Genomic DNA, 14,366 nt, shown 5'->3' on the forward strand with positions numbered 1-14,366 from the left:
AAGGTCGTCTGAAATCCCTTTCAGACGACCTTTTTCACTATTTACCACGCATCAATTCAAAAAACTCATCATTGTTTTTGGAATCTTTGAGTTTGCCCACCAAAAATTCGGTCGCCTCAATTTCGTCCATTGGATGCAGGAATTTGCGCAAGAGCCACATGCGCTGCAACTGGTCGTTCGGAACCAGCAATTCTTCACGACGCGTGCCGGATTTGTTGATGTTGATGGCGGGGAACAGGCGTTTTTCCGCCATGCGGCGGTCGAGGTGCAGCTCCATATTGCCTGTGCCTTTAAATTCTTCATAAATCACATCATCCATGCGGCTGCCGGTTTCTACCAAAGCGGTCGCAATAATGGTGAGCGAGCCGCCTTCTTCTACATTGCGCGCTGCACCGAAGAAGCGTTTGGGGCGGTGGAGGGCATTGGCATCTACGCCGCCGGTCAGGATTTTGCCGGAAGTGGGTACAACGGTATTGTAGGCGCGGGCAAGACGGGTAATCGAGTCAAGCAGGATGACCACGTCTTTTTTGTGTTCGACCATGCGCTTGGCTTTTTCAATCACCATTTCCGCCACTTGGACATGACGTTGCGCTGGTTCGTCGAAGGTGGAGGAAACGACTTCGCCGCGCACGGAACGGCTCATTTCCGTAACTTCTTCAGGGCGTTCGTCAATTAAGAGAACGATGAGTTCGACATCGGGATAGTTGGCGGTAATCGCGTGGGCGATGTTTTGCAACATCACGGTCTTACCGGTTTTCGGCGGTGCAACCAACAGGGCGCGTTGTCCGCGGCCGATAGGGGACACTAAATCAATAGCACGGCCGGTAAGGTTTTCTTCGGCTTTAATGTCGCGCTCAAGTTTGAACTGCTTGGTGGGGAAAAGCGGGGTGAGGTTTTCGAAGAGGATTTTGTGTTTGCAGACTTCGGGATGATCGCCGTTGATGCTGTCGAGGCGGACGAGGGCGAAATAGCGTTCGTTGTCTTTGGGTACGCGCACGCTGCCTTCAATGGTGTCGCCCGTATGCAGGTTGAAGCGGCGGATTTGCGTGGGCGAGACGTAGATGTCGTCAGGACCCGCGAGGTAGGAAGTGTCCGCGCTGCGTAAAAAGCCGAAGCCGTCGGGCAGGATTTCGAGCGTACCTGAGCAGGTAAAGCTTTCGCCCTGCTTCATCATTTGACGAACAATGGCGAATACGAGGTCTTGTTTGCGGAAACGGTTGGCGTTTTCAATGCCGTGTTCTTCTGCCATTTCCAAGAGTTTGGAAATGTGTAGGGTTTGTAGTTCTGAAACGTGCATGATTTTTGACAGTTGTATTGGAAAAGAATGGGATTCGGAAGACAGAGGTCGTCTGAAAAGAATAGTGTACGGAATGTACGGTGATTTTTGAGAAACCTGAATTGTAGGCAGTCGGAGGGCGGGTGTCAAATTTAGGTGGGACAAGGTTTGTATGGTATAGGTTTTGTTGCATGACTGGTAACACTAAATAAACAGGTTGACTGAAAAATACGTTTCAGACGACCCCTTGAAAAGAAATAGCAATCCCTCTAACTATTTATTGTTTATTCAGATAACCCTTAGGAAAAATACTGCGATATATGGCGTATAGACCGATTGTCATCATAGAATAGAGAACTGTGAAGGCAGAACAAACAAATACTATAACGATACTAAGCCATATACCAGTAATGTAGGGATACAATGACAACAAGTATTCAAGTTAGCTTTAATGGTAGAAACTGGTCTGACATTCTCTACCATGATCAAAACAGTCAGCCAGAGCATCATAGAATAAATGCCAAATAATCTTCTTGATGCAAGTAAGCCTATAAGCGATAAAAAATTTATGAAACTAGAAAATTATTAGGATTATGGAGTATATACAATGGTTAAGCTTTTAAAGCTTGGAAAGTCAGAAGAAGAAATTAAAGATTTAGAAAATAGGGAAGGTAAATTAAACAAAAAAACCATTAAACGGTATTTATTTTTAGATGCCCATAAAATTGCTTCATCTGATGATATTTTAAAATTTGAAAATCATTACAACGTATCATTACCAGATGAATATAAGGAATTTTTAAAGAAAAATAATGGAGGAATGCCAAATGATAGTTGTTTTCTGGATGATAGGGTTTTAAATTTCTTTTTTGGATTGTTTAATAATCCAAGATTAGAAGAATCTATTGAGTGGCATTTAAATATTTTTGATGATAGATATCCATCATCAATGTTACCTATTGCATCTGCAGGAGGTGGAGATTTGATTCTGATTGGCATAAAAGATGAATATCAGTCTAAAATTTTTTACTGGTCTCATGATTTTGAGGCAGAGGAAAGCGGAAGCCAATATTTTGAAAATATTGAGTTCATCTCAAATAATTTAAAAGAATTTTTGAGCATGCTTTCTTCTGAAGACTAATGCTTTTTTAGTCTAAAAAAACCAAATAACGACCTGCATAATGACAGATATAAGTCAGGGACACATATCCAAGAGTAAAAAGATTTCCCCTCGTGAGTGTATAAATACAAAGAAACACTGACAATTAAAAAAGTAAAAAGCGGCAATACGAATATGTTTAACAGCAAAATAACTGGAACGAACCACTTTTCTTCAAAAATCCAGCAACCAGCCTAAGAGAATAGATAAATGACCACACCCAAAGACCCTCTCGGTTCTGCATGGATGATTGTTGCCGCACTCGGTTTTACCGTCATGAACGTGTGCATCAAAGCCGCGGCGGCAAAATTCGGTTTCAACAGTGGCGAACTGGTATTTTGGCGCATGAGTTTTGCTGCCGTCGTATTAGGCATAATGGCAAAAGCACGCGGCGACACCTTTGCCACACCACATTGGAAAACCCATCTCAACCGCAGCGTTGTCGGTACAGCCGCCATGTTTTGTCTGTTTTATGCCGTCATGCACCTGCCGCTGGCAACGGGGGTAACCTTAAGCTACACCTCCTCGATTTTTCTGGCGGTATTTTCATTTTTTATCCTGAAAGAGCGGATCGCGTTTTATACGCAGGCAGTTTTGTTATTTGGCTTTTTCGGTGTCGTCCTGCTGCTGAACCCTTCGTTCAAAGGCGGACAGGAAATCGCCGCATTGGCAGGCTTGACGGGCGGAGCCATGTCAGGTTGGGCGTATTTGCAGGTACGCGAACTGTCATTGCTCGGCGAGCCGGGTTGGCGGGTAGTGTTTTATTTTTCGATAACCGGCGTCGTTATGGCATCGGTTTGGGCAACTTTGACCGGCTGGCACAGCATTCCCCTCTCCGCCCTGCCCTATCTTTTCTGCATCGGGCTTGCCGCCATGCTTGCCCAACTTTCCATGACCCGCGCCTATAAAGTCGGCAACAAATTCACCGTCGCCTCCCTTTCTTATCTTACCGTCGTCTTTTCCGCCCTATCAGGCACGATATTTTTGGACGATACCGTCACTTGGCAGGAAACCTTTGGTATGATTATTATTGTCACAAGCGGCATATTAAGCAGCATCCGGCCAGTTTCGATTAAAAAGTGGCTTACCAAAACAAGCTGACCATCAACCTCATCATTAACATCATATAAAAAGGAGAGTACGATGATTTCCATCCGCGAGCAGTCTTACGGTTTGAATGTGGCGCTGTACAACGAATTTACCCTCGACGATTTCCGCCAGCTTGAAGCTGCCTTATTGGAAAGCAAACAAAAAATCCACTTACCCGACGTCCTTTTGGATTTGTCCATGCTGAAAGATTTCACAATCGATATGGCGATGGAGCAAATCAAATTCCTCAACCAGCACGAAAACGACTTCGGCCGCGTCGCCGTCATTACAGACGACATTTGGATCAAACTCGGCGCCCGCCTCTCCAGCCTGTTGACCAACCAACATCCGAAATATTTTGACGATGCCACCAAGGCACAAGAATGGCTGTTAGCAAGCAATTTCAGGCAATAAAAATGAAGGGCTGAAACAGACGAAATAGCATCCCGCCCTTTTCACCTTCTGAATTTCGCTCGGAAGGGGTCGTCTGAAACATGCAAAATACACACAAAATAGCCCCGTTTTAGTGTTATCAATGACGTTTTTTTTTCATTTAAATATGCTAAAACTCGATAATTTGTGTAAAATACACTCCGCATAAGGATAGGACTCCCATGCTGCTGATTCCCGCAATCGATTTAAAAGAAGGCCGCTGCGTGCGCCTGAAACAAGGTTTGATGGAGCAGGCGACGGTGTTTTCCGATTCGCCCGCCGAAACTGCGCTGCATTGGTTCAAACAAGGCGCGCGCCGTTTACATTTGGTGGACTTGAACGGCGCATTTGCCGGCGTTCCGCAAAATTTCCCCGCCATCAAGGACATCCTCGCTGCTGTTGCCAAAGACATTCCCGTACAGCTGGGTGGCGGGATACGCGACCTGGAAACCATTGAAAAATATTTGGATTTGGGATTGAACGACGTCATTATCGGTACGGCGGCGGTAAAAAATCCCGACTTCGTGCGCGAGGCGTGCAAAACGTTTCCGGGGCAGATTATTGTCGGGTTGGATGCCAAAGACGGTATGGTGGCGATAGACGGCTGGGCGACCGTAACCGAGCATCATGTGATTGATTTGGCGAAACGTTTTGAAGATGACGGCGTCAACAGCATTATTTACACCGACATCGGCCGCGACGGCATGATGAGCGGCGTGAACATCGACGCGACCGTCAAATTGGCGCAAGCCGTCGCCATTCCGGTTATCGCATCGGGCGGTTTGACCAATTTGGACGACATCCGTGCTTTGTGTGCCGTTGAGAAACACGGCGTGGCGGGTGCGATTACCGGTCGTGCGATTTACGAGGGCAGTATTGATTTTGCCCAAGCGCAGCAGTTGGCGGATTCGCTGGCATAATTTGTATTGGCGGAACCCGCCGCACTCGTTTTGGCGAAATTCGTTGCACTCATTATTAGCGAAACTCACTGCGTTCGTTTTAGCGAAACTCGCTGCGCTCGTTTTCAGACGACCTTATTTAAAAACAACCATCCAGGTCCTCTGAAATGACCAAACGTTTTCTTACTCACTTGTCCCGCCGTTTTCAAACAATATAGCGGGGCGAAGATACACAATACTCGGTTGAACCTGTTTGCTTTCATTGTTGTCCTGTCTGCACAGGCAGGACAAAAGACGGGTTCGTCCATTTTTCTTCACAATAAAAGGCGGCTGACCGCCGAATATTGTTTGGGACTTACCATCCCACACTCACTAGTTTTATTTACTTTTCAAGGGGTATTTCATGTTTGAAGCATTTATTTTGGGCTTTTGGATTATCTGGTCGTCCGGCCGCAACGTACGCGCCGTCAGCGAAGGTTTGGGATTTACCATTATCGCCATCCTCGTCCGCCAGCTTTCCGCGTTCGATATGCCGATGATCGACACCTATTGGATGGTGTTTAACGGCGCGTTATGGGCATTTGCCAGCACAGTGTTTTATATCGTCGGACGCTTCAGCGGCAGCTTTATGACTTCCTGCGTATTCGCCGCCATTGCAGGCGTCGGCTATTTCCAACTGCTCCAACACCTGCCCAAATGGGTGCACAACTGGCTGGCGTAACACCTGCCTTGCCGGTATCAATGATTTGTAAGGTCGTCTGAAACGGATTGTCCGTTTGGGTGGAATCCGTTGTATGGGTTTTAGCGAAACCCGCTGCACCCACTTTCAGACGACCTCATTCCTAGTTTTGGAAAGGCATTCAAAATGGCACTGGCAAAACGCATCATCCCCTGTCTCGACGTCAAAGACGGCCGCGTCGTCAAAGGCGTAAACTTTCTCGGTTTGCGCGATGCTGGCAATCCCGTCGATGTCGCCAAACGCTACAACGACGAAGGTGCGGACGAGCTGACCTTCCTCGACATCACTGCCTCCTCCGACAACCGCGACACCATTTTGCACGTCATCGAAGACGTTGCCTCACAGGTTTTCATTCCGCTGACCGTCGGCGGCGGTGTACGCACCGTAGCCGACATCCGCCGCCTGCTCAATGCCGGTGCGGACAAAGCCAGCATCAACACCGCCGCCGTCACCAATCCCGATTTAGTCAACGAAGCCGCCGGATTTTTCGGTTCGCAAGCCATCGTCGTCGCCGTCGATGCCAAAGCCGTCAATCCCGAAAACACCCGCTGGGAAATTTTTACCCACGGCGGGCGCACGCCGACGGGCTTGGACGCAGTCGAATGGGCGGTTGAAATGCAGCGGCGCGGCGCGGGCGAAATTCTGCTCACCAGCATGGACAGGGACGGCACGAAACAAGGCTTCAACCTGCCGCTGACCCGCGCTGTCAGCGAAGCAGTCGACATTCCCGTCATCGCCTCAGGAGGCGTCGGCAATGTGCAGCATCTGATTGACGGCATCAAAGAAGGCAAAGCCGATGCCGTGCTTGCCGCCAGTATTTTCCACTTCGGCGAAGTCAGTATCCGCGATGCGAAGCTCGCCATGCGTGAAGCCGGAATCGAAGTGCGGCTGTGAGTTGAACTTGATTGACTCAAGGTCGTCTGAAAACGAGCGCAGCGAGTTTCACCAAAACGAGCGCAGCGAGTTTCGCTAAAATTGAGTGAAACGAGTTTCGTCAAAATAAATAAGGATGCCGAATATGGATAACAGCCTGCTTGAAGCCGTCAAATTCGATGAGAAAGGCTTGGTCTGCGCCATTGCCCAAGATAGGCAGACCCGCCGCGTATTGATGGTCGCATGGATGAACGCCGAGGCGCTGCAAAAAACCGTAGAAACCGGTTTCGCCCACTATTACAGCCGTTCGCGCCAAAAACAATGGATGAAAGGCGAAGAATCGGGGCACACGCAAAAGGTGTACGAATTACGCCTCGACTGCGACGGCGACGCCATCGTAATGCTGATAGACCAAAACGGCGGCATCGCCTGCCATACGGGACGCGAAAGCTGTTTCTACAAAGTCTGGAAAGACGGCGCATGGCAGACGGTTGATGCCGTGTTGAAAGACGAAGAAGCCATTTATGGGCATACGCATCCTTAGAGGTCGTCTGAAAACGAGTGCAACGAGTTTCGCCAAAACGAGAGAATCGAGTTTCACTAAAAATCGGGCGGATGATTGTCTGTTGTCAGAAACAGCGTTACGCGAAGCCAAGCAAACCTATGCCTTATCCGAATAGTCCTTATCCTTCAAAGCCGAAAATCCCATGACCGACACTATCCTCTCCCAAATCCAAAACACCGTCGACTCCCGCAAAGGCGGTGATCCCGAAGCTTCCTACGTTGCACAGCTTCTGCACAAAGGCGAAGACAAAATCCTCAAAAAAGTCATCGAAGAAGCGGGCGAAGTCCTGATGGCATCGAAAGACGGCGGTGGCGAACACCTTGTTTACGAAGTGGCCGACTTATGGTTTCACACCATGGTTCTCTTGACGCACCACGGTTTGCGCGCCGAAGATGTCGTCAACGAGCTTGCGCGCCGTCAAGGTTTATCGGGCTTGGCGGAAAAAGCCTCTCGCAAAGAGTCTTGAATTTATATTACAATCCGACCTTATTCGTTTTTCTGCCGTCTGTTTGACGAAACTCGCTGCACTCGTTTTAGCGAAACTCGTTGCGCTCGTTTTCAGACGACCTCGGAGCCATTATGGACAACTGTATTTTCTGTAAAATCGCCGCCAAAGACATTCCGGCGCAAACCGTGTACGAAGACGACGAGATGTTGTGCTTCAAAGACATCCGTCCCGCCGCGCCGGTTCATCTGCTGCTGATTCCGAAAGTCCATTTCGACTCGCTGGCACACGCCGCGCCCGAACATCAAACCCTTTTGGGCAAAATGATGTTGAAAGTTCCTCAAATCGCCGAAGCGGCAGGTTTGACCGACGGCTTCAAAACCCTGATCAATACAGGCAAAGGCGGCGGACAGGAAGTGTTCCACCTGCATATCCACATCATGGGTACGCCTGCATAAACCAACATTCCCACCATCCATTTTCAACTATATCAAGGATTTATTATGGGCAGCTTCTCTCTGTGGCACTGGATTATCGTATTAATCATCGTCGTTTTGGTTTTCGGTACCAAAAAACTGCGCAACGTCGGCAAAGACCTCGGCGGTGCCGTGCATGACTTCAAACAAGGTCTGAACGAAGGTACTGACGGTAAAAAAGACGAAGTCATCGAACACAAAAAAGACGAAGACAAAGCATAATTTATGTTTGATTTCGGTTTGGGCGAGCTGCTGTTAGTCGGCATTGTCGCCCTGATTGTACTTGGTCCCGAGCGTCTGCCCGAAGCCGCCCGCGCCGCCGGACGGCTTATCGGCAAGCTGCAACGCCTCGTCAGCAGCGTCAAGCAGGAATTCAACACCCAAGTCGAATTGGAAGAGCTGCGCAAAGCCAAACAGGAATTTGAAGCCGCCGCCGCACAAGTGCGCGACAGCCTCAAAGAAACCGGTACGGATATGCAGGACAACCTGCACGACATTTCCGACGGACTCAAACCTTGGGAACGCCTGCCGGCGCAACGCACACCTGCCGATTTCGGTTTGGATGAACACGGTAACCCGCTTCCTTCGTTAAGCACGGAAGTTTCAGACGACCCGGCTGTTTCCACGTCGTCTGAAAACGCTCTGCTGCAAGCAGACACTACGACGGATGCTGTCGAAACCGACACGCCTGCAGAATCCGAGCAAGACCGCGCATGGCGCGAATACCTGACCGGCAGCGCCGCCCCAGCGTCCAATGTCGTAGAAGTCAGCTATATCGACACTTCCGCAGACGCGCCCGTGCTGCATATCACTTCCCTCAAAAAACAAGCGATGAACCGCAAGCGCGACCTGCGCCCGAAATTTCATGCCAAACCCAAACTTCGCGTCCGTAAAAAGTGAGTAAACCGGTGTCCGAACCTCAAAACGAACAACCCGTCCAACCTCTTATCGAACACCTTATCGAGCTGCGCCGCCGCCTGATGTGGATCGTCATCGGCATCGTCGTCTGCTTTCTCGGCATGATGCCGTTTGCCCAGCAGCTTTACACCTTTGTTGCCGAACCATTGATGGTGAATCTTCCCAAAGACACCAGCATGATTGCCACCGACGTCATCGCACCGTTTTTCGTGCCGGTGAAAGTGACGCTGATGGCGGCATTCCTCGTTTCCCTGCCGCACACGCTCTACCAAATCTGGGCATTCGTCGCGCCCGCCCTCTACCAAAACGAAAAACGCCTGATTACCCCGCTCGTCCTCTCCAGCGTCAGCCTATTTTTTGTCGGCATGGCGTTTGCCTACTACCTCGTTTTCCCCGTCATCTTTAAATTCCTCGCAGGCATCACCCCCGTCGGCGTCAACATGGCGACCGACATCGACAAATACCTGTCCTTTATTTTGGGCATGTTCGTCGCATTCGGCACGACTTTCGAAGTCCCCGTCGTCGTCGTCCTGCTCGCCAAAATCGGCGTCGTAACCACCGAACAACTCAAAAACGCACGACCCTACGTCATTGTCGGCGCATTCGTCGTTGCCGCCATCATTACCCCGCCGGACGTGATTTCCCAAACCCTGCTTGCCGTCCCGCTTATCTTGCTTTACGAAGCAGGTATTTGGTGCAGCCGCTTTATCAAACCCAAATCGGACGAAACCGACGAACACCCGCCCCTTCCGCCCGCAGAAACTTAAATCTGCCTGCGGATATAGCTTGCAAAGGAAAAAAGGTCGTCTGAAACGGAACATCCCGTTTCAGACGACCTTTTTCATACGCCAGCGTTTGCGTTTTACCGACCTTTATACCGAAATCCTCACCAATTTCCTGCATTGCCCCTTTCAGATGACCCCTCTATAATCCCCGTTTCCATCCTAAAAACAGGAAACACCTCATGAACATCACAGAAATCGTCCGCCAACGATACAGCACCAAGTCTTTCGACCCGTCCAAAAAAATCGCTGCCGAAGACTTCGCCCATATCGAAGCCGCCCTGCGCAACAGCCCCTCCAGCGTCAATATGCAGCCATGGCAATTCATCATCGCCGATGACGAGGCGGGCAAAGCGCGCATTGCCAAATCCACCGAAAAACTCCCTTATAACACCCCGAAAATCACTCATGCGTCCCATGTCGTCGTTTTCGCCGCCCGCGTTTGCGCCGACGATGATTATGTCGCCGCCGTATTGGCGCAAGAGGACAAAGACGGACGTTTCGCCACGGAAGAAGCCAAGCAGGCAGGCGATTCCACCCGCCGCCTGTTCTTGGGCATCCACCGCAACCAATTCCAAGATGAAGAGCAATGGCTTGCCAAACAAGTCTATCTCAACATGGGCTTCACCCTATTCGCCGCTGCCGCAGCAGGCATCGACGCCGTGCCGATGGAAGGCGTCGATTTGCAGGTTTTGAATGAGGAATTCGGTTTGACGGAAAAAGGCTACAAAGCCGTCGCCGTCGTCTCCTTCGGCTACCGTGCCGCAGACGATTTCAACGCCGCGCTGCCCAAATCGCGTTTTGAAAACGAAGTCATCTTCACCAAAATCTAAACCCGATAGAAACGAAAACAAGGTCGTCTGAAACCCGACAATGCAGGATTTCAGACGACCTTATTTGTATAGTGGATTAACTTTAAACCAGTACGGCGTTGCCTCGCCTTGGCTCAAAGAGACATTCTCTAAGGTGCTGAAGCACCAAGTGAATCGGTTTCTGTACTGTCTGTACTGTCTTGCGGTTTCATCGCCTTGTCCTGATTTAGTTAAGCCACTATAGTCAGCCAATCGCGGCAACGATAAGATTAAATCGCCGCTTCCGCGCGTTCGCCCGTCCGTATCCGAATCACTTCTTCAACCGGCAGCACAAAAATCTTGCCGTCGCCAATTTTTCCCGACCGCGCAGTCTCTACAATGATATCGATGGCGCGTTCCACATCTTCATCTGCCAACACCAGCTCGACCTTGACTTTGGGCAGAAAATCAACCGCATACTCCGCGCCGCGGTAAATTTCGGTATGCCCTTTCTGACGGCCGAAACCTTTAACCTCGCTGACCGTCATGCCGCTTATCCCGATTTCTGTCAGAGCTTCACGGACATCGTCCAATTTAAACGGCTTAATCACAGCTTCGATTTTTTTCATGATATTTTTCCTTAAATTTCAGGATGGCATAGCGTTCGACCCTCAGCCAATCCGGTTTGGATAAAACGTTGAATCAGCCCAAATGCAGCCTTGCTTCCATTTTTTACACAATATAGTGGATTAACTTTAAACCAAGTACGGCGTTGCCTCGCCTTAGCTCAAAGAGAAATTCTCTAAGGTGCTGAAGCACCAAGTGAATCGGTTTCTGTACTGTCTGTACTGTCTTGCGGTTTCATCGCCTTGTCCTGATTTAGTTAAGCCACTATAGTAGACCGAACCGCCTGCCCACCCTAGCGTAGAACAGGTTGAATATTATAGTGAAACGCTAACAAAACCGCTATGGCGCGCTTGTCATCGGCTTCCGCCCATTTTCCAACACCTCCCTTTTAACACGGACAAACAGGAATAAAAAGCGATACAAGGTCGTCTGAAAAAGGTTTTTAGGCATAAAATTTCCTGAATATCCTATTTTTTTATTTGATTAGTATTTTTTATCCAAAATTCAGCATAATGTTTTCCAATATTCATCATTCGGGATTTTGATTTACGTTAAAATATGCCTTTTTTTGTGAAGGTCGTCTGAAAAAGACGGAGAGAATAGATGTCTGAACAACATACACACGCTTCGACTTGGAAAAGCAAAATCAATGCGCTGGGGCCCGGAATCATGATGGCTTCGGCAGCGGTCGGCGGTTCGCACCTGATTGCCTCGACGCAGGCGGGCGCGCTTTACGGCTGGCAGCTTGCGTTGATTATCATTTTGACCAACCTCTTCAAATATCCGTTTTTCCGTTTCAGCGCGCATTACACGCTGGATACGGGCAAAAGCCTGATTGAAGGCTATGCGGAGAAAAGCCGCGTTTATTTGTGGGTATTCCTGATTTTGTGCGTTATCTCGGCAACGATTAACGCGGGTGCGGTCGCCATCGTGACCGCCGCCATCGTCAAAATGGCGATTCCCTCGCTGACGCTGAATGTCGGCGCAATCTCCGCGCTGATTATGGCTTCCTGCCTGATTATCTTGGCAAGCGGACGCTACAAAGCCTTGGACAACGTTTCCAAAATCATCATCGTTAGTCTGACAATTGCCACAGTCGCCGCCGCTGCCATCGCCATGTCGCGCGGCATGCAAATGAAACCCGACTTTATCGAGCCTACCCCATGGACACTGGCAGGCTTGGGCTTCCTCATCGCGCTGATGGGCTGGATGCCTGCGCCGATTGAAATTTCAGCTATCAACTCTTTGTGGGTAACGGAAAAACAACGCATCAATCCTTCCAGCTACCGCGACGGTATTTTCGACTTCAACGTCGGCTATATCACCAGCGCAGTGTTGGCGGTCGTCTTCCTCGCCTTGGGCGCGTATGTGCAGTACGGCAACGGTGAGGCAGTGCAAATGGCGGGCGGCAAATACGTTGGTCAACTGATTAATATGTACGCCGTCACCATCGGCGACTGGTCACGTCCGATGGTCGCATTCATCGCCTTCGCATGTATGTACGGCACAACGATTACCGTAGTGGACGGCTACGCGCGCGCGATTGCCGAGCCGGTGCGCCTGCTGCGCGGCAAAGACAAAACGGGCAACGTCGAACTCTTTGCCTGGAACGTTTGGGTCGCAGGTACGGGCTTGGCAGTGATTTTCTGGTTCAACAGCGCAATGGCGGAGCTGCTCAAATTTGCCATGATTACCGCCTTCGTTTCTGCCCCCGTGTTCGCTTGGTTGAACTACCGCCTCGTCAAAGGCGACAAACGCCACAAGCTGACGGCAGGTATGGACCTTCTCGCCATCCTCGGCTTGATTTACCTGACCGGGTTTACGGTTTTGTTCCTGCTGAACCTGACAGGCATCTTGGCTGCACCTAAGTAAGCCCAATCAAAACAAAGGTCGTCTGAAAACCGGATTTTGGTTTTCAGACGACCTTTTGTTATGTATGGCAAAATGTTCAATCGAAGGGATGAACGTCAAACCGATAACGCAAAGCAAACCGACATCGCCGCAGCCCATCAGAAACCCCGCCATATCCTTTTGAATTTCCAACCAAACCCATTATAATAACGCCTCCTCGCGCCGTCGCGGACGACTCCCGGCGGCATTTGTTATGGAAGAATTATGAAGCCGTCTATCTTAGAAAAACTACAACAACTCAGCGACCGACTGGAAGAAGTCACCCACCTCCTCGGACAGCCCGAAGCCACGTCCGATATGGACAACTACCGCAAGCTCACGCGCGAACACGCCGAATTGACGCCCGTGGTCGAAGTGTTCCAAAACTATCAGCAGGCGCAAAGCGACTTGGCGGATGCCGAAGAAATGCTGTCCGATCCCGAAATGAAAGACTTTGCCGCCGAAGAAATCGAAGCGGCGAAAGCCAAAATCGACACGCTCGATACCGAACTGCAAAAACTGCTGCTGCCCAAAGATGCCGACGACGACAAAAACATCTTCATCGAAGTGCGCGCCGGAACGGGCGGCGACGAAGCCGCGCTGTTTGCAGGCGACTTGCTGCGCATGTACAGCCGCTACGCCGAGCGCAACCGCTGGCAGGTCGAAATCGTTTCCGCCAATGAAAGCGAACTGGGCGGCTATAAAGAAGTCATCGCCCGCATTGTCGGCTTGGGCGCGTACAGTCGTCTGAAATTCGAATCGGGCGGCCACCGCGTGCAACGCGTCCCCGCCACCGAAAGCCAAGGCCGTATCCATACCTCCGCCTGTACCGTCGCCGTCATGCCCGAAGCGGACGAACTGGAAGATATCGAATTGAACCCCGCCGACCTGCGCATCGATACCTTCCGCGCATCCGGCGCGGGTGGTCAGCACATCAACAAAACCGACTCCGCCGTCCGCATCACCCACCTGCCCACAGGCATGGTGGTCGAATGCCAAGACGGCCGCAGCCAACACGCCAACAAGGCGCAGGCGATGAAAGTCCTCGCCGCCCGCCTGAACGACGCGCAAAAACGCGAAGCTCAAGCCAAAGAAGCCGCCGAACGCAAATCCCTTATCGGCAGCGGCGACCGCAGCGAGCGCATCCGCACCTACAACTACCCGCAAGGCCGCGTGACCGACCACCGCATCAACCTCACCCTGCACAAACTGGATTTTGTGATGGACGGTGACTTGGAAGAAATCACCAACGCCCTGATCGCCGAGCATCAGGCAGAGCTTCTGGCGGCAATGGGCGATTAATGGGACGGTTGACGCTTGGTTTCAAAGCGTGAAGGCAGGCTTGATGGCGGGAAAACAAGTTCTGCCAAGACATATAGTGGATTAAATTTAAATCAGGACAAGG

19 protein-coding genes are annotated in these 14,366 nt (G+C 50.4%); 16 read left to right on the forward strand and 3 right to left on the reverse strand.

Annotation, left to right across the window (positions count from 1 at the left end):
- Window positions 1-37 precede the first annotated feature (37 nt).
- The gene (rho, locus tag HMPREF2726_RS06165) at window positions 38-1,297 is read right to left on the reverse strand and encodes a transcription termination factor Rho (RefSeq protein WP_003756207.1); all 1,260 of its coding nucleotides are present in this window, start codon (window positions 1,295-1,297) and stop codon (window positions 38-40) included.
- 586 nt (window positions 1,298-1,883) lie between these two features.
- Between rho and HMPREF2726_RS06170 the strand changes: the two genes are divergently transcribed.
- The 14 genes from HMPREF2726_RS06170 (at window position 1,884) to HMPREF2726_RS06230 (ending at window position 10,486) form a co-directional block, all read left to right on the forward strand.
- Window positions 1,884-2,417, forward strand: a complete 534-nt coding sequence (locus HMPREF2726_RS06170) for an SMI1/KNR4 family protein (RefSeq protein ID WP_009313166.1) — start codon at window positions 1,884-1,886, stop codon at window positions 2,415-2,417.
- Between the two features lie 228 nt (window positions 2,418-2,645).
- Window positions 2,646-3,536, forward strand: coding sequence for a DMT family transporter (locus tag HMPREF2726_RS06175; RefSeq protein ID WP_009313165.1), 891 nt, complete (start codon window positions 2,646-2,648; stop codon window positions 3,534-3,536).
- A gap of 42 nt (window positions 3,537-3,578) precedes the next feature.
- The gene (locus tag HMPREF2726_RS06180) at window positions 3,579-3,938 is read left to right on the forward strand and encodes a SpoIIAA family protein (RefSeq protein ID WP_003756202.1); all 360 of its coding nucleotides are present in this window, start codon (window positions 3,579-3,581) and stop codon (window positions 3,936-3,938) included.
- Between the two features lie 200 nt (window positions 3,939-4,138).
- Entirely contained in the window at window positions 4,139-4,876 is a 738-nt protein-coding gene (gene hisA / locus HMPREF2726_RS06185; protein WP_009313164.1) for a 1-(5-phosphoribosyl)-5-[(5-phosphoribosylamino)methylideneamino]imidazole-4-carboxamide isomerase, read from the forward strand.
- Between the two features lie 382 nt (window positions 4,877-5,258).
- Window positions 5,259-5,576: a hypothetical protein gene (locus tag HMPREF2726_RS06190; RefSeq protein ID WP_003756197.1), complete on the forward strand. Its 318-nt coding sequence runs from the start codon at window positions 5,259-5,261 to the stop codon at window positions 5,574-5,576.
- 144 nt (window positions 5,577-5,720) lie between these two features.
- Window positions 5,721-6,488, forward strand: coding sequence for an imidazole glycerol phosphate synthase subunit HisF (hisF, locus tag HMPREF2726_RS06195; RefSeq protein WP_003776869.1), 768 nt, complete (start codon window positions 5,721-5,723; stop codon window positions 6,486-6,488).
- Between the two features lie 124 nt (window positions 6,489-6,612).
- Window positions 6,613-7,011: a phosphoribosyl-AMP cyclohydrolase gene (gene hisI, locus HMPREF2726_RS06200; RefSeq protein WP_009313163.1), complete on the forward strand. Its 399-nt coding sequence runs from the start codon at window positions 6,613-6,615 to the stop codon at window positions 7,009-7,011.
- 163 nt (window positions 7,012-7,174) lie between these two features.
- Window positions 7,175-7,498 (forward strand): phosphoribosyl-ATP diphosphatase, encoded by a 324-nt coding sequence (locus HMPREF2726_RS06205; protein ID WP_009313162.1) that lies wholly within the window; start codon window positions 7,175-7,177, stop codon window positions 7,496-7,498.
- 113 nt (window positions 7,499-7,611) lie between these two features.
- Complete coding sequence (locus HMPREF2726_RS06210; protein WP_003740880.1) at window positions 7,612-7,935, forward strand: histidine triad nucleotide-binding protein; 324 nt, start codon at window positions 7,612-7,614, stop codon at window positions 7,933-7,935.
- A gap of 45 nt (window positions 7,936-7,980) precedes the next feature.
- Window positions 7,981-8,175, forward strand: coding sequence for a Sec-independent protein translocase subunit TatA (gene tatA, locus HMPREF2726_RS06215; protein ID WP_009313161.1), 195 nt, complete (start codon window positions 7,981-7,983; stop codon window positions 8,173-8,175).
- 3 nt (window positions 8,176-8,178) lie between these two features.
- Window positions 8,179-8,853, forward strand: a complete 675-nt coding sequence (tatB, locus tag HMPREF2726_RS06220) for a Sec-independent protein translocase protein TatB (protein ID WP_009313160.1) — start codon at window positions 8,179-8,181, stop codon at window positions 8,851-8,853.
- 8 nt (window positions 8,854-8,861) lie between these two features.
- Window positions 8,862-9,638: a twin-arginine translocase subunit TatC gene (tatC, locus tag HMPREF2726_RS06225; protein ID WP_009313159.1), complete on the forward strand. Its 777-nt coding sequence runs from the start codon at window positions 8,862-8,864 to the stop codon at window positions 9,636-9,638.
- A gap of 19 nt (window positions 9,639-9,657) precedes the next feature.
- Window positions 9,658-9,801 carry an HAD-IG family 5'-nucleotidase gene (locus tag HMPREF2726_RS14120; protein WP_168163275.1) on the forward strand — a complete coding sequence of 48 codons (144 nt, stop codon included), beginning with the start codon at window positions 9,658-9,660 and terminating at the stop codon, window positions 9,799-9,801.
- A 34-nt stretch (window positions 9,802-9,835) separates the two neighbouring features.
- Window positions 9,836-10,486, forward strand: coding sequence for an oxygen-insensitive NAD(P)H nitroreductase (locus HMPREF2726_RS06230; protein WP_009311244.1), 651 nt, complete (start codon window positions 9,836-9,838; stop codon window positions 10,484-10,486).
- Window positions 10,487-10,734: 248 nt separating this feature from the next.
- On the opposite strand, the gene HMPREF2726_RS06235 is transcribed toward HMPREF2726_RS06230, so the two are convergent.
- Window positions 10,735-11,073, reverse strand: coding sequence for a P-II family nitrogen regulator (locus HMPREF2726_RS06235; protein ID WP_003756171.1), 339 nt, complete (start codon window positions 11,071-11,073; stop codon window positions 10,735-10,737).
- 601 nt (window positions 11,074-11,674) lie between these two features.
- On the opposite strand from HMPREF2726_RS06235, the gene HMPREF2726_RS06240 reads away from it, so the two are divergent.
- Window positions 11,675-12,943, forward strand: coding sequence for an Nramp family divalent metal transporter (locus HMPREF2726_RS06240; RefSeq protein WP_003776858.1), 1,269 nt, complete (start codon window positions 11,675-11,677; stop codon window positions 12,941-12,943).
- A gap of 6 nt (window positions 12,944-12,949) precedes the next feature.
- On the opposite strand, the gene HMPREF2726_RS06245 is transcribed toward HMPREF2726_RS06240, so the two are convergent.
- The gene (locus tag HMPREF2726_RS06245; RefSeq protein WP_036528920.1) at window positions 12,950-13,096 is read right to left on the reverse strand and encodes a hypothetical protein; all 147 of its coding nucleotides are present in this window, start codon (window positions 13,094-13,096) and stop codon (window positions 12,950-12,952) included.
- A gap of 90 nt (window positions 13,097-13,186) precedes the next feature.
- Between HMPREF2726_RS06245 and prfA the strand changes: the two genes are divergently transcribed.
- Window positions 13,187-14,263: a peptide chain release factor 1 gene (gene prfA / locus HMPREF2726_RS06250; RefSeq protein ID WP_070602655.1), complete on the forward strand. Its 1,077-nt coding sequence runs from the start codon at window positions 13,187-13,189 to the stop codon at window positions 14,261-14,263.
- Window positions 14,264-14,366: the final 103 nt, after the last annotated feature.

The sequence above is a fragment of the Neisseria sp. HMSC074B07 genome, assembly GCF_001810355.1.
Lineage (GTDB): Bacteria > Pseudomonadota > Gammaproteobacteria > Burkholderiales > Neisseriaceae > Neisseria.

What these genes read in the sequence shown, in the direction of transcription:
- HMPREF2726_RS06210 (WP_003740880.1), top strand. Translation starts at nt 7,612, where the DNA reads ATGGACAACTGTATTTTCTGTAAAATCGCCGCCAAAGACATTCCGGCG.
- HMPREF2726_RS06170 (WP_009313166.1), top strand. Translation starts at nt 1,884, where the DNA reads ATGGTTAAGCTTTTAAAGCTTGGAAAGTCAGAAGAAGAAATTAAAGAT.
- rho (WP_003756207.1), bottom strand. Translation starts at nt 1,297, where the DNA reads ATGCACGTTTCAGAACTACAAACCCTACACATTTCCAAACTCTTGGAA.
- HMPREF2726_RS06205 (WP_009313162.1), top strand. Translation starts at nt 7,175, where the DNA reads ATGACCGACACTATCCTCTCCCAAATCCAAAACACCGTCGACTCCCGC.
- tatB (WP_009313160.1), top strand. Translation starts at nt 8,179, where the DNA reads ATGTTTGATTTCGGTTTGGGCGAGCTGCTGTTAGTCGGCATTGTCGCC.
- HMPREF2726_RS06240 (WP_003776858.1), top strand. Translation starts at nt 11,675, where the DNA reads ATGTCTGAACAACATACACACGCTTCGACTTGGAAAAGCAAAATCAAT.
- HMPREF2726_RS06175 (WP_009313165.1), top strand. Translation starts at nt 2,646, where the DNA reads ATGACCACACCCAAAGACCCTCTCGGTTCTGCATGGATGATTGTTGCC.
- HMPREF2726_RS06180 (WP_003756202.1), top strand. Translation starts at nt 3,579, where the DNA reads ATGATTTCCATCCGCGAGCAGTCTTACGGTTTGAATGTGGCGCTGTAC.
- hisA (WP_009313164.1), top strand. Translation starts at nt 4,139, where the DNA reads ATGCTGCTGATTCCCGCAATCGATTTAAAAGAAGGCCGCTGCGTGCGC.
- hisI (WP_009313163.1), top strand. Translation starts at nt 6,613, where the DNA reads ATGGATAACAGCCTGCTTGAAGCCGTCAAATTCGATGAGAAAGGCTTG.
- tatA (WP_009313161.1), top strand. Translation starts at nt 7,981, where the DNA reads ATGGGCAGCTTCTCTCTGTGGCACTGGATTATCGTATTAATCATCGTC.
- HMPREF2726_RS06235 (WP_003756171.1), bottom strand. Translation starts at nt 11,073, where the DNA reads ATGAAAAAAATCGAAGCTGTGATTAAGCCGTTTAAATTGGACGATGTC.
- hisF (WP_003776869.1), top strand. Translation starts at nt 5,721, where the DNA reads ATGGCACTGGCAAAACGCATCATCCCCTGTCTCGACGTCAAAGACGGC.
- HMPREF2726_RS06230 (WP_009311244.1), top strand. Translation starts at nt 9,836, where the DNA reads ATGAACATCACAGAAATCGTCCGCCAACGATACAGCACCAAGTCTTTC.
- prfA (WP_070602655.1), top strand. Translation starts at nt 13,187, where the DNA reads ATGAAGCCGTCTATCTTAGAAAAACTACAACAACTCAGCGACCGACTG.
- HMPREF2726_RS06190 (WP_003756197.1), top strand. Translation starts at nt 5,259, where the DNA reads ATGTTTGAAGCATTTATTTTGGGCTTTTGGATTATCTGGTCGTCCGGC.
- HMPREF2726_RS06245 (WP_036528920.1), bottom strand. Translation starts at nt 13,096, where the DNA reads ATGGCGGGGTTTCTGATGGGCTGCGGCGATGTCGGTTTGCTTTGCGTT.